Origin of the sequence: Halochromatium roseum (assembly GCF_016653315.1) — a bacterium.
GTDB lineage: Bacteria > Pseudomonadota > Gammaproteobacteria > Chromatiales > Chromatiaceae > Lamprobacter > Lamprobacter roseus.
In genome coordinates, this window is the sequence record NZ_NHSH01000006.1 from 93,207 (window position 1) to 109,581 (window position 16,375).

Annotated in this window: 15 protein-coding genes; 4 read left to right on the forward strand and 11 right to left on the reverse strand. The window is 61.2% G+C overall.

All coding sequences use genetic code 11. The features are described 5' to 3' along the window. Positions 1-4: 4 nt before the first annotated feature. From pufL to CCR96_RS00710, 8 genes are all read right to left on the reverse strand, one after another. Positions 5-829, reverse strand: coding sequence for a photosynthetic reaction center subunit L (gene pufL, locus CCR96_RS00675; protein ID WP_201215107.1), 825 nt, complete (start codon positions 827-829; stop codon positions 5-7). Positions 830-938: 109 nt separating this feature from the next. Continuing rightward, positions 939-1,136, reverse strand: coding sequence for a light-harvesting antenna LH1, alpha subunit (gene pufA / locus CCR96_RS00680; protein ID WP_201215108.1), 198 nt, complete (start codon positions 1,134-1,136; stop codon positions 939-941). Between the two features lie 93 nt (positions 1,137-1,229). Beyond that, positions 1,230-1,373, reverse strand: coding sequence for a light-harvesting antenna LH1, beta subunit (pufB, locus tag CCR96_RS00685; protein WP_200244217.1), 144 nt, complete (start codon positions 1,371-1,373; stop codon positions 1,230-1,232). 993 nt (positions 1,374-2,366) lie between these two features. Then, complete coding sequence (bchZ, locus tag CCR96_RS00690; protein WP_201215109.1) at positions 2,367-3,848, reverse strand: chlorophyllide a reductase subunit Z; 1,482 nt, start codon at positions 3,846-3,848, stop codon at positions 2,367-2,369. Between the two features lie 5 nt (positions 3,849-3,853). Next, positions 3,854-5,359 (reverse strand): chlorophyllide a reductase subunit Y, encoded by a 1,506-nt coding sequence (gene bchY, locus CCR96_RS00695; protein WP_201215110.1) that lies wholly within the window; start codon positions 5,357-5,359, stop codon positions 3,854-3,856. Between the two features lie 152 nt (positions 5,360-5,511). Further along, positions 5,512-6,504 (reverse strand): chlorophyllide a reductase iron protein subunit X, encoded by a 993-nt coding sequence (locus CCR96_RS00700; RefSeq protein ID WP_201215111.1) that lies wholly within the window; start codon positions 6,502-6,504, stop codon positions 5,512-5,514. Then, positions 6,497-7,459, reverse strand: a complete 963-nt coding sequence (bchC, locus tag CCR96_RS00705; protein ID WP_201215112.1) for a chlorophyll synthesis pathway protein BchC — start codon at positions 7,457-7,459, stop codon at positions 6,497-6,499. The genes CCR96_RS00700 and bchC overlap by 8 nt, the downstream gene beginning before the upstream one ends. 670 nt (positions 7,460-8,129) lie before the next feature. Then, positions 8,130-8,318: a YgaP family membrane protein gene (locus CCR96_RS00710; protein ID WP_201215113.1), complete on the reverse strand. Its 189-nt coding sequence runs from the start codon at positions 8,316-8,318 to the stop codon at positions 8,130-8,132. 1,151 nt (positions 8,319-9,469) lie between these two features. Between CCR96_RS00710 and pufB (CCR96_RS00715) the strand changes: the two genes are divergently transcribed. The 4 genes from pufB (CCR96_RS00715) to CCR96_RS00730 all read left to right on the forward strand — a co-directional run bounded on the left by pufB (CCR96_RS00715) (position 9,470) and on the right by CCR96_RS00730 (position 12,229). Beyond that, a complete protein-coding gene (pufB, locus tag CCR96_RS00715) occupies positions 9,470-9,613 on the forward strand; it encodes a light-harvesting antenna LH1, beta subunit (RefSeq protein ID WP_201215114.1) in 144 nt (47 codons plus the stop codon). A gap of 13 nt (positions 9,614-9,626) precedes the next feature. Continuing rightward, positions 9,627-9,860 carry a light-harvesting antenna LH1, alpha subunit gene (gene pufA, locus CCR96_RS00720; RefSeq protein WP_201215115.1) on the forward strand — a complete coding sequence of 78 codons (234 nt, stop codon included), beginning with the start codon at positions 9,627-9,629 and terminating at the stop codon, positions 9,858-9,860. A gap of 75 nt (positions 9,861-9,935) precedes the next feature. Then, complete coding sequence (locus tag CCR96_RS00725) at positions 9,936-11,312, forward strand: cytochrome P450 (RefSeq protein WP_201215116.1); 1,377 nt, start codon at positions 9,936-9,938, stop codon at positions 11,310-11,312. After that, positions 11,309-12,229, forward strand: a complete 921-nt coding sequence (locus CCR96_RS00730; RefSeq protein ID WP_201215117.1) for a class I SAM-dependent methyltransferase — start codon at positions 11,309-11,311, stop codon at positions 12,227-12,229. Before CCR96_RS00725 ends, CCR96_RS00730 begins: the two co-directional genes overlap by 4 nt. Here the strand turns inward: CCR96_RS00730 and CCR96_RS00735 are convergent. From CCR96_RS00735 to crtD (CCR96_RS00745), 3 genes are all read right to left on the reverse strand, one after another. Then, positions 12,208-13,053, reverse strand: coding sequence for a carotenoid 1,2-hydratase (locus CCR96_RS00735; RefSeq protein ID WP_201215146.1), 846 nt, complete (start codon positions 13,051-13,053; stop codon positions 12,208-12,210). The two genes, CCR96_RS00730 and CCR96_RS00735, sit on opposite strands and share 22 nt — an antisense overlap. Positions 13,054-13,124: 71 nt before the next feature. Continuing rightward, positions 13,125-14,600, reverse strand: a complete 1,476-nt coding sequence (crtD, locus tag CCR96_RS00740; RefSeq protein WP_201215118.1) for a 1-hydroxycarotenoid 3,4-desaturase CrtD — start codon at positions 14,598-14,600, stop codon at positions 13,125-13,127. Positions 14,601-14,721: 121 nt separating this feature from the next. Next, a complete protein-coding gene (gene crtD, locus CCR96_RS00745) occupies positions 14,722-16,212 on the reverse strand; it encodes a 1-hydroxycarotenoid 3,4-desaturase CrtD (protein WP_201215119.1) in 1,491 nt (496 codons plus the stop codon). Positions 16,213-16,375 lie beyond the last annotated feature (163 nt).

Here is a 16,375-nt window from a genome sequence, read left to right on the forward strand (position 1 = left end):
CCCTTTATGACCAGAACGGTAATTCGAGCCACCAGTTCCACCACTCTGGCCAGCCACGCGTCCAGAATGGGCCGCTCAGCACGATACATACCGCGCTCCAGAAGGCCGCATTGATCGCGAGGAACAGACCGAGACGATGGATACCGAGCGCACCGATGGAGTAACCGACGAGGTCACGGAAGAAGGTGTTCTCGTGCTCACCCGTCTTCACTGGCTCGCCCTTCTGCGGGTTCGTCATCGATAGGATCAACGAGCCATGCAACGCCAGCGCAAGAGCGTTAGTGAAGAAGAACGTGATCGCCAGCATGTGAGCTGGGTTGTAGTGGAAGTGCAGGTATTGGTAGCCCACATTCGACACCCAGTCGAGGTGACTGAAGATGCCATACGGGAAGCCATGTCCCCATGCACCCAGCAACACCGGACGAATCACGACGAGCGTGACATAGGCGAGGATTGCAAAGCCAAAGGCGATAGGAACATGCAGTCCCATGCCCAGCTTGCGTGCAATCTCGGCTTGACGCAGCGCCCAAGAGACGAATGCGCCAATCGCACAGATGGTAATGAATTGCCAGAGACCGCCTTCCATGAGCGGCGCCATCCCGAGCCCATAGCTCAGGTCAGGCGGGGCAATATTGATTTCCCAAGGATTCCAGGTCGGGCCCATGGCCGCGCCCCAGATAATCAGCAGGGTACCAAGCGTGGCGAAGAAGATTGTTGAGACCCCGAAGAAGCCGACATAAAACGGCCCCACCCAAAAGTCAAACAGATCCCCCCCGAGCAAGGTACCGCCACGAACGCGGTATTTTTTCTCGAAACTCAGCATGGCCATTGAAGATTTCCTCTGCTGGGGAGACACGCGCTAGCGCCCTCCACGTAGCAAAATCGGCGGCAGGCGTTGCCATGCTGGCACCCGCACTGCCGTCATCCGATAGGCCCTATTAACTCTGCTGCGGGACGACCTGCACTGCGGGCGCCTGAGCGGATACGGCCGGGATACCATCTTCTAGCCAGTTGAAGTCATTCGTGCTCAACAGGATCAAATGGATTGCTAGCGCTAGAACAGTCAGGAAGCTAGCGATGCCGATCAGGGCCATACTCGGCTGAACAAGCAGCCAGATTTTGTAGATTTTTTGCATTACTTCGTTCTCCAGTACTCTGCCGTTAAGCAGAAATTGGCGATGCTAGGACATCGATGTTATGAGAATGGTCGTACAGGCAATCTGCTTGGCTTAAAGCCAAGGACGCCAAAACCAAGCCAGTAAATGTGCAAACGCCGCGACCCCAACAAAGGCACTAAAGCTAGACATGAATATGCCGTGGAACTCTTGAGCCTCTTCTTCCGTCAGTCCGGTTAAGCTTTTGTTGTCTGCCATTGGGTTACACTCCGGTTCTGCTAACTCGACCATTTGGCCATTGGCGCATGACGTATGCGTCACCAAGAAACGCCGTGGCTGCTGTTGCCGCAGCGTTTGCAGGCATCCGCAGCATGCGAATACCCATTCGGCTCTCACGATTGAGGGCCAGAGCCCGCTGTCGCTTAAGTCCAAAAAAGAAGCGTGAGCAGTGCATCAAAGGCTCTGTCCACGCAAAAACTGGTTTTTTGCACCAGCACCCCTGTATAGCTGTGCTAGAGCGTGCCTCCTGGGCTTTATCGGCTTGCTAGCCGCCAAACCTGCCAACCTCAGCTTGAGCCAGGTACCGAGGAGCTGCCGGGACATACGGTACTCGACCGTAATGGTGGAGATGTCAGGCGAGGCGCTCACGTCGTACGATGCAATCAGTGCTGGCTCAATCGGCTGGGTGGATGGGCGCTTGGATTCAAGTCCGTTGAGACGCCCAAGAGTTAAGTGTCAGTCTAGCCTGACCACGCTCTATGTCAAGCCAAACTTACACATTAACTGTCAAGTCAGGTTGGCAGTCTGCATTCCTTATGACGCACCTCATGTTGCCCTGCTGTGCGGCTAGATCACCAGGCTAGATCACCGGCAGATCAACACAGGTCAACGGAATCGCTGTTTGGCTGACAAGACCGGCCGGCCTTCCCCCGCTTGCGTGCTCAGTGCCGGTGGCGCGGGCAAAACGACTCAAGGTTGCTGCGTAGGATCGGCTCCCAGGCAGCCTCTATTTCGATAGGGACAGACGAGAGGAAAAAGGCAGGAGCAAGCGGCGAAGCACGAGGGAGATCGGTGCTTGAAGCTCACAGATGCAGCTTATGACGGCCGCTGATGCGGCCTTGGAAGAGGCGGCGTCCTTAAGGAGAGGCCTAGAGAGGCTTCTTCTCTGCCGCTAAGTGGCTGCCCATTTTCTACTTCCCGATGCTTGCCAGACAGTGGTGCTCCAATCGGGAAGCAGTTGGTGGTTGCTTTCTAAGTTGGGCGGCCGCGGGTCAGCTGATCTTTGGTGTCACGCAGCGTCGCGGCACTGACCCGCTCATCACCGGCAACCCGAGCAGCGCGCTCGGCCGCATCACGCAGCCGCTTAGCCGCCGAGATGCGGGTCAGCACCGGCGTCGCTTCGAGGATCTCATCGAGCAGACGCTGGGCATCTGTGTCCCAGGCAAGCTCACGGTGCATGCGCGACGGGGTCGCATCGACCTGATCGAGATCGGTGCCAAGCGGCAGGATGTTAAACAGCGCATCGAAGAGCGCGTTGCAGACCTCCTGGATCAGGTAGGTCGCACCGGAATAGCCCATAAAGGGCGTGCCGGTGTGGCGCCGGATGATGGTCCCGGGCAGTGATGCCGGAATGAAGGCTGCACGCCCGCCAATCTCAGCCAGGTACATGCGCTCGTTATAGCCACCGAACAGGATTAATGGCGTACACCCGTGAACAGATTCGCGCACCGCATCGTTATCCGGCTTCTTGCCTGGTCGGCGCGGCACAGCAAAGTTGCAGGGCAGCCCCATCTCGTCTTCGAGGAAATGGCGCACGCCACGGGTGTAGGTCTCAGTGGCAACAATGCCGAAACTCGCGGTCCCGAAGAAATCCTGCGTCACCGAGCGCCAAAGATCCCAGATCGGCTTGATCGTGGTGTGCTTTTCGCGCTCAATGAAGGGCTCAGGGTCGAGCCCGAGCAGCTCACCGAGGGTACGTAAGAAGCGGGTGGTGCTATGCAGTCCGATCGGCGCCTGCAGATAGGGCTTCTCCAGCGCCTCGCAGAGCTTGCGGCCGAATTCGCGATAGAGGCAGACATTCACCGCAGCATCGGCGAGACGCGGGATCTCGTCGAGATGGGTACCGAGCGGAAAGGTCATATTGACCTCGGCGCCGATGCCCTCGATCAATCGACGGATCTCAGCCAGGTCCGACCAGGTATTAAACATCCCGTAGATCGGGCCAATGATGTTTACCAGCGGCTTAGCTCCCTGCCCGTCTACCTGCTTGCTGCTCTTGGCCTTTGCAGCCTTAGCACGCTTCTTAGCGGCCGCTGCGCCGTATTGATTCCAGAGCCAGACGATCGCGCGGTCCGCACTCTGCCACTGATCCTCGTCGATGGTGCGCGGCAGGAAGCGCTGGATCGGCGTCCCAGACGGCGTCACCCCGCCACCGATCATCTCCGCGATGCTGCCGGTGACGACAACCGCAGGCTGGTCGGGATCGAGGGTCGAGAAGGCGCGCCGCATGGCGTTCTCGGTCCCATCCTGACCGAGTTCCTGCTCGCCGAGACCCGTGACGACAACGGGAAGCTCGTGCGGCGGCAAGGCGTCAGTGTAATGCAGCACGGCGGTGACGGGCAGGTTCTCACAGCCAACCGGGCCATCGATGATCACCGACAGCCCCTTGACCGCCGTGAACACATACACCGAGCCCCAATAACCGCCAGCGCGGTCGAGATCCTGGATCAGCATCAGCCCTATCCTCCCGTCGTCGGGCCTTTGCGCTGCGGCTTGGCTGAGCCTGAGCGCGGCGTTGCGTGCTTACCCTGATTCGGGCGTGGCATCGGCTGCTGATCCCAAACCCCGGCGGTGTCGCCCTCGCCGACACCGGCGAAGAACGCGGTCATCCGATCGAACCGGGCTTGGTTGCCGAGCGCGGCGTTGACCACCTGCGCAAGGGAGCCCGCACCCGCCGGCCCCATCAGCGGACGCGCCGAGATCAGGTTGGTGAAATAGAGCGCCGGGATCGACTGCTCCTTCGCATGCTGGACGACCGGCGTGGTGCCGATCGCGAGATCAGGCTTCACCGCATCAACCGCCGCCTTGTCTTGCTCGAGGGTCGCGCGGAACTGGATCACCACACCCTTGGACTCGAGCCATTCCCGATCGGCATCAGACCAAGGCGTGCGCGGCGTCGCGGTGCCAACATAGGGCACCCGCGCCCCACTCTCGATCAGCAGCCGCGCCACCAGCAGCTCCGAGCCCTCGTAGCCGGAGACCGTGATCGTGCCATCGATCGGCGCCTTCAACATGGCCCCTTTGATCGCCGGCAGGAAGGCGTTCTTAGCGGCGCTGATCTTATCCGCGGCGACGTTGCAGGCCGCGCCAATCGCATCCAGCCATGCCGCCGTGCCGTCATAGCCGACCGGCGCCGAGCCAACCAGAGCACGCCCAGCCTTCTGGAACTCACGGATCGATGCCGTGTAATAGGGATGGATGGCAGCAACAGCGGCGCAATCGAGCGCAGCATAGAGCTCGCGCCATTCGCGCGTCGGCACCACCGGCCCGGTGGCCAGGCCTAGCGGGGCCAACATGGCGCCGATACCGACTGGATCAGCGGGAAACATCTCGCCCAGCAGGGTCACCGTCGGTTGCTCACTGCGACCACCGCGCGGCGCCTGCACCGGCCCCTGCTCCGCCTCCCCGCGCGCATAGCGCAGCATGGCGCTGGCAAGCACATCTTTGGCCTCGGCATGGGTTGGCACACCAAACCCAGGCACATCGATACCGATGATGCGCACGCCGTTCTGCGACTTCGGCAGCAACCGCAGCGGCACCCCGGAGGCGGTCGGCACGCAGAGGTTCATCACCACGACGGCGTCGTACTTGCTCGGGTCCGAGAGCTGTTGGACGGCCTCGCGCACATCCTCGAACAGCTTGCCCGTGACCAGGGTCTCGGAATCAAAAGGTACATAGCCAACGCTGCGCCGCGCACCATAGAAGTGCGAAGTGAAGCTCAGCCCGTAGACACAGCAGGCCGAGCCGCAGAGGACGGAGGCGGTGCGCCGCATGCGCAGACCGACGCGAAGCGACCCAAAGGCCGGACACATGGTTTGGGGCTGATCATGGGGTCCGGTGGGATAGTCGGTCGCCAAGCGCTGCAGTACATCGCTGTTACCCGCCGCTTCTGCGGCTCGACGCAATTCGTCGGCGCCCGCCTGGCAGCCGAAGCCCTCGCTACTGAGCGTCGCGTCATCGCTCATTGGAACCTAAAACCCTGTTGATACATAGTTTTCTGGAGCATAGATGCTCGACTCAATAGGCCAAAACCGTGCAGCCCGATGAGAACGACAGATCTTGGGCCGAGGTGAGGCCCTTGGGCTCAGGAACTGCCGACGCCAGGCTTGATGCGCTTTCAAGCCTCGTCGTAGATGACTTCGAGCGATGGCTTATCGAGACTACCCGCAGCACACATATCCTCGATCGTCGCCGGCTCGAGCCTGATGTCACGCCCAACCGCATCACTCGAGAACAGGTTCAGCAACTCGTCCTGACTAAGAGGATGGGCGCGCAGCGGTGGCGCCTCAGCCGCATTCACGCCCAGCTCCTCGAACAACGGCGCCCAGGTCCCGCCCGGCATGCCGACGATCTGATAGGCCGCGCTCTTGCGTCGGATATCGTCATCGGCCGGGATCGAGGCCAGCACGGGAATGCCGACCTTCTTCGCCCAGGCCTGCGCCTCGCCAGTGCCGTCGTCCTTGTTGATGACGATGCCGGCAACGCCGACGTTGCCGCCGAGTCCGCGGAAATACTCAACCGCGGAGCAGACATTATTAGCAACATAGAGCGACTGCAGATCGTTGGAGCCGACCACGATCACCTTCTGGCACATGTCACGCGCGATCGGCAGACCGAAGCCACCGCAGACCACATCGCCAAGGAAGTCGAGCAGGACATAGTCGAAATCCCACTCATGGAAGCCAAGGCCTTCAAGGATCTCGAAACCATGAATGATCCCGCGTCCACCGCAACCGCGGCCGACCTCAGGCCCACCAAGCTCCATCGCGAAGACGCCGTCGCGCTTAAAACAGACATCACTGATGCTAACCTGTTCGCCGGCCGCCTTCTTCTTCGACGAGGTCTCGAGAATCGTCGGACAGGCCTTACCGCCAAATAGCAGCGTCGTGGTATCACTCTTTGGATCGCAACCGATCAGCAACACCTTCTTGCCCTGCTGCGCGAGCATGTAGGACAGGTTGGCCAGGGTAAAACTTTTGCCAATACCACCCTTGCCGTAGATGGCGATCACCTGCGTCTGCGTGAGCGTCGGAGACTGAGTCGACAAGGCCGCTGACTGCTCGGGAAAACCGAGGCTCACAGCGGCGGACGTGGCGGAGGCGTTAGCCATTCATTCCTCTCCAATCGAGAACCATCTTCAGGCAGGTTGGATCATCGAAGGCCGTCTCGTAAGCCGTAGCGGCCTCGGTGGCGGCATAGCGATGCGTGATCAGCCCCTCCAAAGAGAGCGCTCCGGCCTCGATCAGACCCCGCACTGCGATCAGGTCAGCCTCGCGGAACTCCGCAGCAACACGAAGCCGCAGCTCGCGCATGAATGCGGGCGGAAACTGAAACGAGAGCGGCGCCTCGTAGAAGCCGGCCAGAACGATCTCGCCCCCGCGCGCCAGGCGCGCGATAAGCTGATCGAGGAGCGCGCTATCGCCGCTCACATCGCAGATGACCAAATAGTCGGCACGGCTGTCGGTCTGTGGATCGACGACATCATAGCCAACCGCGCCGACAGCTCGCTTCGGATTCGTTTCCCAGACCACCGGCGGCTGCGCGCCCAAGGCGATGGCGACCCGCGCTAACAGTCTGCCGAGCACACCATGGCCGACAATGAGATCCGGGCAGGTCTTATCGGTACCGGCGATAGCGTGATGGGCGGTCGCCGCCAACGCCATCAACACGCCCTGCTCGCCCAAGTCATCAGGAATCGGCAGCAACCGCGCGCCGGGTGCCACGACCCGAGACGCGGCGCCGCCGAACAGGCCGTTAACGTCGCCATAGCAGCGCGCGCCGGGCACGAACACAAGCTCGCCCTCGCTGCGACCGCTGTCGACGCCGGCCTTGATCACTCGCCCCACCGACTCATAACCCGGCACCAATGGATAGCCCATGCCAGGAAACGCCGGCATACGACCCGTCCAAAGCAGTCGCTCGGTGCCGGTACTGATCCCGCTGAAGTCGATGTCGACGACACAATCGGCATCTGTCGCCGGCGTCAGCTCCAGGCGTGTCAGCGCGAGCTGCCGAGGCTGATCAAGAACGACGGCGAAGGCGGACAGATCAGCAGAAGCGTTCATAAAAGATGTGTCAACATGATTATCGACCCGACTAGCGACAGAATTAGGCCAATAGTTTCAATTAGTTAAGCCGACTTCTAATACGAGTGCAAGTCTAGCTTGACCATCAATTCTGTCAAGATAAATTCACAGGTCAATTGTCAATCGTCAATGGCAGAGCCGAACCGGCGATCAGCAGCCGTGGTTGCATCAGCCAACGGTTTGCCGAAGAGGGATTTGACCAAAGTCCGCGTTGCGGTGCATCACCTTCTGCTCGCGCGGCGGTCGCCGTCGATCATCGCCAGTGGTTAACGGATCGAGGCCAAAATTCAAGGCCAAACTAGGCCTTAACTCACCGGATCGATGCAAGGAGGATGACCATCGGCTCCGCTCCGCGAGCGGCAGGCTGATACCGGCTTGCATCACCACTAAACGTTTCGGACAGGATCTTAGCATTTCCTGCTCGCGGGTGAGCGGCGCTGGCATGAAGACTGCCCGGGAACCGGCGACTTCGATTTGCAAAGGTCGGTTTCGTCGCTGTTTGCATCGCGGCGACGCATCGGAAATCCAGGCCATCACAGGGAACCCCTGCCCGCTTGCCCGAACGCTTGGCTCGCCTCGAACGACAGTCGACCAAGCCGCAAGCTGGCAGGTTATGCGACAGAAATCCCCTCTTTCTACTTCACTCTCCCTACTTCCCTGTGGTGTCCATATTCATCGCTGAGTAGACCGGGCACGAACGCATGTAAGCCGTACCAACCAGAACCAGACCGATCAGACCTAGTAGGTTATGATCGATAAGGCCCCACAACGCGATCGCGACGCCAGCAGCGAAACGGATGTTACGGTCCGTGTCGCCAATGTTTTTAGTCATGTTCATGTCGAAACTCCTACAACTCAACGCCATTGTGAATTGGTTACGCAATTGCTGACAGCAGAAGCGAGACTGGTTGAACAACTCCCTATCAGGGAAGAAACTGGCCCTACCCGCAGCTCGCTAACATCGCCGGCAGGCGAAACCTTAGAATTCCTGTGTAAACATAAACTGACACAGGCGGGCGTCAGGTTAAACTAACACTCAGAGCATCGCAAGCGGTTAATAAAGGCCCGCATCCGCATGATCTAGACCTCAGAGATCGTGTAACGCCTTTAGCGCAACAGTCTAGATTCGGGGATAAAGAGTGCTAGCGGAGCGACGCTAGAGTAGCGGTGCTAGCCGGTGCGCGAGGAGTACGAAGAGTACGAAGCTGAGGGAGGATTGCTTCGTCTTGTACCCTGGAGCGGCGCCGGCCGGAATCGCCCGGCGCCATGACGTTAGCCAGCGAGTTATCGATACTTCTCGCAGCCGGCCTTATCACTGATTGCATCCAAGAACATTGCATCATACCAGGGAATCTGCTTGTCACAGATGTGGTAGAGATTCACCGATCTCGAATAGCCTTTAACGAAAAGCGTGCCCCCGACGACTATGATGGCGAACAGAAACATCAGCAACCCTGATTTCATTGAAGTTTCCCCTCAAGTGGCGGCACAAAGCCATTGTAATCTTACATCTCAAGCCAACCGGTCCTCTACTGCAAACGACCCTCGAGCGATGATCTAGGCCTTGCCGCAATCGGTACCGACAAACTAGAGTATGACGTCGCTCAAGTATGATGTCGCTCAAGCGTCCCCGCGCGACCACGATGACATAACCCTCTGAGGTTAGCGAGGGTTGCAAGACCGGTCAACGCCGAATCGGCATGTGCCGAGCGGTCTCAGCGGCCGTTGTTGGGCCCGCTCTCTAGCCGGAACGCTCCTCGGCACGGTCCCAGGAACGCCCCTCGGCACGCTGCCTGATTGACCAGAGAGCAACTGTTAAGTTTTGTTGACATTTTATCGCGTCAAGCTAAACTGACACTCAATCGGAACTGTCAGCCAGGCACTAGGAGCCGCGGGCGGCTTATCGCTGGCCGCAGCCAATCTCGTTCTGTATCGCAACAGTACCCGACAACCGATTTGCGAGGGGCACGCCCCTAGGAGACTCAAGAGATGTCAGAAGACAAGCACCCCTCGGGCCTCACCCCCGAGCAAGCCAAAGAGTTTCATGAACAATTTAAGATCACATACACCGCCTATGTCGGCATCGCCGCGATCGCACACCTGATGGTGATGATCTGGAAACCTTGGTTCTGAACAGGAGGCGAATGTGTTTCAAAAAGTCTTCAACTACAAACCCGCCGAGCATGACTACCGCATCTGGCTGGTTATCAACCCGGCAGTCTGGCTGATCCCCATCTTCGCCCTCGTCCTCCTTGTCGCCATCGCCGTGCATGCGATGGTCTTCGCAATGCCGGAATACAGCTGGAGCAAGGCCGATAGCATGGAGCCGACGGCTCAGACGATTGCGGCAGCACCGACACAGACACAGAAAACCGAGTAATTCTGCGCAAGGTCGCCGACCTGAATGCCTAGTGGATCGGAGCCGTGACGAACGGCCTCCGATCAGGTCTTATTCATGCACCTGCACCCCGCCACTGACCCCGTGACGCCTCCCAACCAGGTCGTCACCAAACCGCCGACCTTATCAGCCTTTGCATCCCTGCCGCCGTTGTTCCGTCGCGATCTTCTCAGCTTGTTCGCGCGGGCCTCGCAGTCGCCGCTCGTTCGTCTTGACTATCTCGGCCTCCGCCTGTTTCAGCTCAATGATCCCGCGCTGATTCGACAGGTGCTGTTGGACAAAGAGCGACGTTATCGCAAGGGCCGCCTCATGCGACGGCTCGGTGCGGTGACTGGCGAAGGTCTACTGATCAACGACGGCGAACGCTGGAAGAAGCATCGCCGTCTAGCGAATCCGTCTATGTCTGGCCGTCGCCTGACGGGGTATGCGCCGGCAATGGCCGAATCGGCTCGCCTCCTGGTCGAGCGTTGGCGAGCCCTGCCAGCGGGACAGCCGGTCGACCTGATAGCGGAGATCTCCCGCACCACCCTGATCGCCTTACTGCGGACGCTTTTTGGCATCGACTACGACGCGCGCTACGCAGATGTCAGCGAAGTCATTCATCGCCTGCTTGATGCTCTCGTACAACGCGGGAGCAGCCTCCTCGCAGCGCCGCTGAGTTGGCCGACGCCGTCCAACCTCGCCTTCCGGCGCAAGATCTCCGAGGCCGAAATGATCCTGGCGCGCATTATCGACAGCCGCCGCCGCTATCTAGACGACGCTGATGATCCGAGCGATCTGCTTGGCCAATGGCTTCGCCAGCGCGAGCAAGACCCCGAGCACTTCACCCCGGAAGAGATGCGCGACGAACTCATGACCATGCTCATCGCTGGTCATCATTCGCTCGCCATCGCACTGAGCTGGGCACTGTGGGAGATCGCCGGTGACTCAGACCTGCAACAAGGACTCCACACAGAGGTGGACGCGCTAGCGCAGGCGCCAACCGACGCCAACGCCCTGCAGACCCTGCCGTTGACCCAAGGCACCTTCCTCGAGGCGCTACGTCTTTATCCACAGCCACCGATCCTGCTCCGTGACGCCCTCAGCGACCATGTCCTTGGCGGTTACCGCATCCGCGCTGGCGATCAGCTCATCATCAACATCCTCGCCATCCACCACGACCCGCAGCTGTGGCCGGAGCCACATCGTTTCCGGGCCGATCGCTATCCGAACATCAATCCAGATCATCTGATGCAGGCGCATCATCTGGGCTTTGGAGGTGGACCGCGAAGCTGTATCGGACGGCGCTTCGCCCTGATCGAGGGCACCCTACTCCTCGCCCATCTCCTGCGCGGACTGCAGCTCGATCGGGCTATCCCGGGTCCGATCGCGCCTCGCTTTGCCGGCATGATGGTGCCTTCGGCGCCGTTGCTGCTGCATGTAACCCCAAGGTGAACAAGGCAGCCAAGGTCGATACTCAAAGCCCTGGCGGCGCGGTGCCGGTCGCGCCGACGCTCGACGGCGTCAGCCGCACCCTACTGATCCCACTGCTCGCCCGCGCCGAGGCCCAGTCGCTTTGGCCAGGGGTTGCATTCGATGACGCCGCGGCGCGTCGCCTGACGGCACAGCTTGCAGTCGATCGCGCCGAGCTGGGATCAGACCCCTTCCCGATGCGGCTCTGCATCAGCCGCTCAATTGCGATTGAGGCGGCACTCAATCGGTTATTGAGCACGCCCATCGAGCGCACGCTGGTGCTGATCGCCTGTGGTCTCGATACCCTGCCTGTCCGGCTTGACGCATCACTGGCGCCAGCACAACGGGCGCGCCTGCGCCACTGGGTCTGTGCCGACTTGCCGCCGGTCATGGCGCTACGCGACCAGCTCCTGCCAGCCTCGGCGCAGATTCGGCACGTCTGTGCGTCCCTGCCCGACCAGCTCGATGAGATCGCCGCCGCCCTCGACGAGACGCGGCCAGTGTTTATCCTGGAAGGGGTACTACCCTACCTCGATGCCGAACAGGTTGCAGACTGCCTCGCCGCACTTGGCAGACTCGCGCCCGCCGGGGCCGATCTCCTGATCGATGGCTACCACCCAGCCCTGCTCGCCTTCTCGCGGCTTGGCAACACCTTTCGGCGGATGCGCACTCAATTCCGCTTTGGCATCGCCGACCCGCGCGATTACGCCAAGATGGCCGCGCGCATCCAGGTTCATGCTCAGCACGATCTACTGCGTCCCCTGCCCTGGCGACACCGCAAGCGCGCCTGGCTGCCATCGCTCGTCGCTAGCGGCAAGCCGCTCGCGACCCTAACCCAGCTCGAACTCAGACCGAGCACCGAGGATGCCATCTTCCTTCAACGCCGCGGCATCCGATAGGGCAACAAATGCTGGACCCAAGCCGAGCGGAAGCGATCGAGCGATAGGCTCTCATGCACGGCCTCGATCGGGCGGCCCTGCAGGTGTGACGCAATCACCGAGCGGGAATAGAACGGGGTATCTTCGAGGGTCTTGACGACCCGTGGCGGATGCTGAGCATCGGCTTGACTAGAACGCGGCATGCGCCAGATCGGCGTGCGCGCAAGGCGATGATCCGGCGGCGCCTCAAAATGGCTCAAGCCGCCATCCGCACCGAAGTGGAGCCCAAGCGAGAGCCTGTCTCCCTCCCGTCGATCGGCATGATAGAGGATCAGACTCTCATCACCACCGAGACTGGCCCGCGACCAATCCCAATAGCGGAAGGCATCCTCTAGCGGCTCGTCGCCCCAGTTGCGGTCTAGGTAGGCATGACCAGTCCAGCTGATGGCTGGACGCTCCAGACTGACCTCAACACGGGCACTCGGCGCGATCGGTCGCCAGCGGTGCCGCCCGGCCTGATCTAGCTCGAAGACCTGCTCATTGATAAAGGTCGGCGTGACCTTGACCTCACCGCGCACGCGCTGCGGGATCGGCGTGCCGATCTCATCGATCTCCACCCTCAGGGTCCGATCAGCCCCCCAGTGCAGGGCGCTAGGTCCGATCTGCAAGTGCGAGGGACTTTGCGTGAGTCCGTGCTGACGCCGCTCGGTCATGGTCCAACGCCGCGCTTGGCCGTAGAGACAGACGTTCAGCGAGCAATAATCGCGCGGCTCATCGCGTCCACGCCGCCGGCCCTTGAAGTAGTAAGGCGAGAAGACGCTGCCGATGAAGGCGATCAGGGTCAGCCCATGGAGACCATCATCACTGAGCGCATCGACATACCACCAGGCGTAGCCGCGCGCTGGAACCTGAACGCTTAGGTCAGGTCCTTGAGGATCGCCTCCGCCGCCAGGCGCCCCGAGATGGTCGCCATCGGCACCCCCGGCCCCGGATGCACGCTGCCCCCCGCCAGATAGAGTCCCGCCAGTCGCGAGCGCGCCGCCGAGCGGCTGAACGGCCCCCGCCATCCATGCGAGGTGCGGCCGTAGAGCGCCCCCCCAGTGGCCGGAAACAGGCGCTCGAACTCCGTCGGCGTCGTGATGACCCGACGCTCCGGATTGAGGTCGGTCCTGAGGCCACAGCGGCGCAACAGGTTGAAGGTCTGCTCCTCGCATTGCTCGATCTCTTCGCTAGTAAAAGGTTTGGTGTCGCCCCGCGCGGGCGCATTGACGAGGCACAACAGCCGCTCCGGCCCCGCGACCTCGGCATCGTCATCGCGATCCTGTGCGCAGACATAGACCGTCGGCTCCCTGGGCAGCTCACCACGCCCAAAGATGGCCTCGAACTCCTCTGCATAGTTGCGGCAAAAAAACACATTGTGGCGCACCAACGGGAAGCCACTGGTCTTGGCATGAACGCTGAAGGTCACTGCCGATAATGAGCGCGCGGAGCGTGGATGCGCCGGGGTCGCGCGGCGCGCTGCCGCCCCAAAGGCCCCAGCGGACAGGGCCGCGACATCGGCGTTACAGAGCACGGCATCCGCCTGGATACGCTCGCCGCTCTCAAGCTGCACGCCAACGACGCGCTTGCGCTCGACGAGGATCTCCTGCACGCCGGCCTGATAACGCAGCTCAACGCCTTGCTCCTGCGCAAGCGCGGCACAGGCCTTAGGCAACTGATGGATACCCCCATCGACGGTCCAGACCCCAGCCTGCTCCACATGCGCGACAATCCCGAGCGTTGGCGGCGCGTGGAACGGCGAGGAACCGACATAGGTGGCATAACGGCCGAACAGCTGGCGCAGACGCGGATCAGGGAAGAAGCGGCCCAAGTCCTGCCAGAGGGTCGAGTAGGGCTTCAGACGCGCCACCGGAATCAGGCCAGAATCGAGCACCAGCGAGAGCGGGGTCGGCTCCGCGAGCTGGATGAAGGCATGCTCCAAGGTGCGGTACATATCGCTGGCACGCGCGCAGAAGGCGCGAAACAGACGCGCCTGCTCGGCACCAGCAAAATCGCCGATCGCCTCGGCCGAGCGATCGATATCGGTATAGAGGTCGAGCCGCTCATCCTCACTCCAAGCATGGCGAGCCAAGACCTCGACCGGATGCAGGCTGAGGTAATCATCGAGCCTGGCTCCAGCCGCGGCGAAGAGCTCCTCGAACACCCAGCGCATGGTCACCACGGTCGGCCCTGAATCGATCCGTGCACCGGCGACTTGGACCTCACGCATCTTGCCGCCCGGATAGCCTGAGCGCTCAAGTAGGGTCACCCTGAGACCCTGGGCGGCGATCCTGATCGCGGCGGCCAGACCGCCAATCCCAGCGCCAATGACAACAACGTGCGGCTCAGCCATCGGCTCCCTGGGACCTGAGGCAGGCGCGAGCCGAGACCATCAGCACTGCGATGAGAAGGACGCAGTGCTGAACAGGATAGCGGCTGGCGCGATTGTGGGAATGACTCAACAACGGTCTCAATTAGAGGCTTTTCAGCACCATATCCGCCGCCAGGCGCCCGGAGATCGATGCCATCGGGATACCCGGGCCTGGGTGCGCGCTACCACCAGCGGTAAACAACTGCTCGATCTTGGTCACCGCGCCAGGACGATCGAACGAACCCCACCAACCATGATTGACGCGCCCAAAGACCGCCCCACCAGAGGCTGGATAGGCACGCTCGAAATGGGCCGGCGTCGTCACCGCAATGTCTTCGCGCTCGGCGAGCGTCAGCCCGCACTGTTGGAGCAAGGCGGTCACCTGCTCGCCACAGCGGCCTATCTCTTCATCGGAGAGAACCTGAGAGTCACCCCGCGAGGGCGCATTGACCACGATCAACATTCGCTCGCGCTCGGCTGGCTCCGGCGCCGAGGGATCACCGCGATCCTGCGCACAGAGGTAGACGGTCGGATGGGCGGGGAGTCGTAGATCCTCGAAGATCGCCTTGAACTCATCCGCATAGTCGCGCGGGAAGAAGACGTTATGATACTGCATCGGAAACCCGACCGGGCGCGCCAGCAGATTCCAGGTCACCACCGAATGGGAGCGCTTCTCAGGCGGAATCGGCGGCACCGCCCGCTTGGCTTGCTCGCCGAACAGACCCGCACCCAGCGCGGCCGCATCCGCATTACAGATCACAGCATCGGCTGCAAGCTGCTCGCCATTTTCCAAGCGCACGCCACGAGCGCGCCCGCCTTCAACCAGGATCTCGGCCACAGCCGTACCATAGTTCAGCTCAACACCCTTCTCGACCGCCAGCTCCGCCAGTGCCTCGGGCAAGCGATGGATGCCGCCTTCCACCGCATGTACACCGCGGCTTTCGACATCGGCCACCAGCATCAGGGTCGCCGGGGCATGGTAAGGGGAGGCGCCGACGTAAGTCGCATAGCGGCCAAACAGCTGCCGCAGGCGCGGGTCCTTGAAGTAGCTGCCGAGCGCTTGCCAGAGCGTGAACACGGCCTTGATCCGCATCAGCTCACCCAGCCCGTTCCAGCCGAAGCGCGCGAAGATGGTCACCGGCGTCGGCTGCTGCGACTGGATGAAGGGCACGTCTAAGGCTGCATAGACGCGCTTGGCATGGGCGGCGAAGCGGCGAAAACCATCCGCCTCCTTGGCCCCGGCAAACTCAGCGATGGCCTGCGCGGAGCGTTCATGTTCACCGAACAGATCCAGGCGCTCGGTCTCACTCCAGGCATGGCGCGCCAGCACCTCCGCCTGATGCAGTTTGACCCGTTCACCGAGGTCAGCACCGGCCTCACGAAAGATCTGCTCGAAGACCCACGGCATCGTCAGCACCGTCGGGCCCGTATAGAAGGATTGATCGCCAACGTGCTGCTCGCGCAGCTTGCCACCGGGATGATGACCACGCTCGAGGACTCTGACATCAAGGCCGTTCAAGGCGAGCTTCAAAGCCGCACTCAAACCGCCCATCCCGGCACCGATGACAATGACCTGTTTCTTGCGCGACGGCATACGCTGAGATACTCGAATTTGCTAAGTTGACACAGGTGTCTACTAAACTAGACACGCGAGACTGTCTAGATTACACGACAGCAGGCAGATTGGCCAACGACACCCGAATCTCGCACCGCGCATGCTGATCTGACCGCCGTTCAGACGGCCGTTCAAGCAGCCG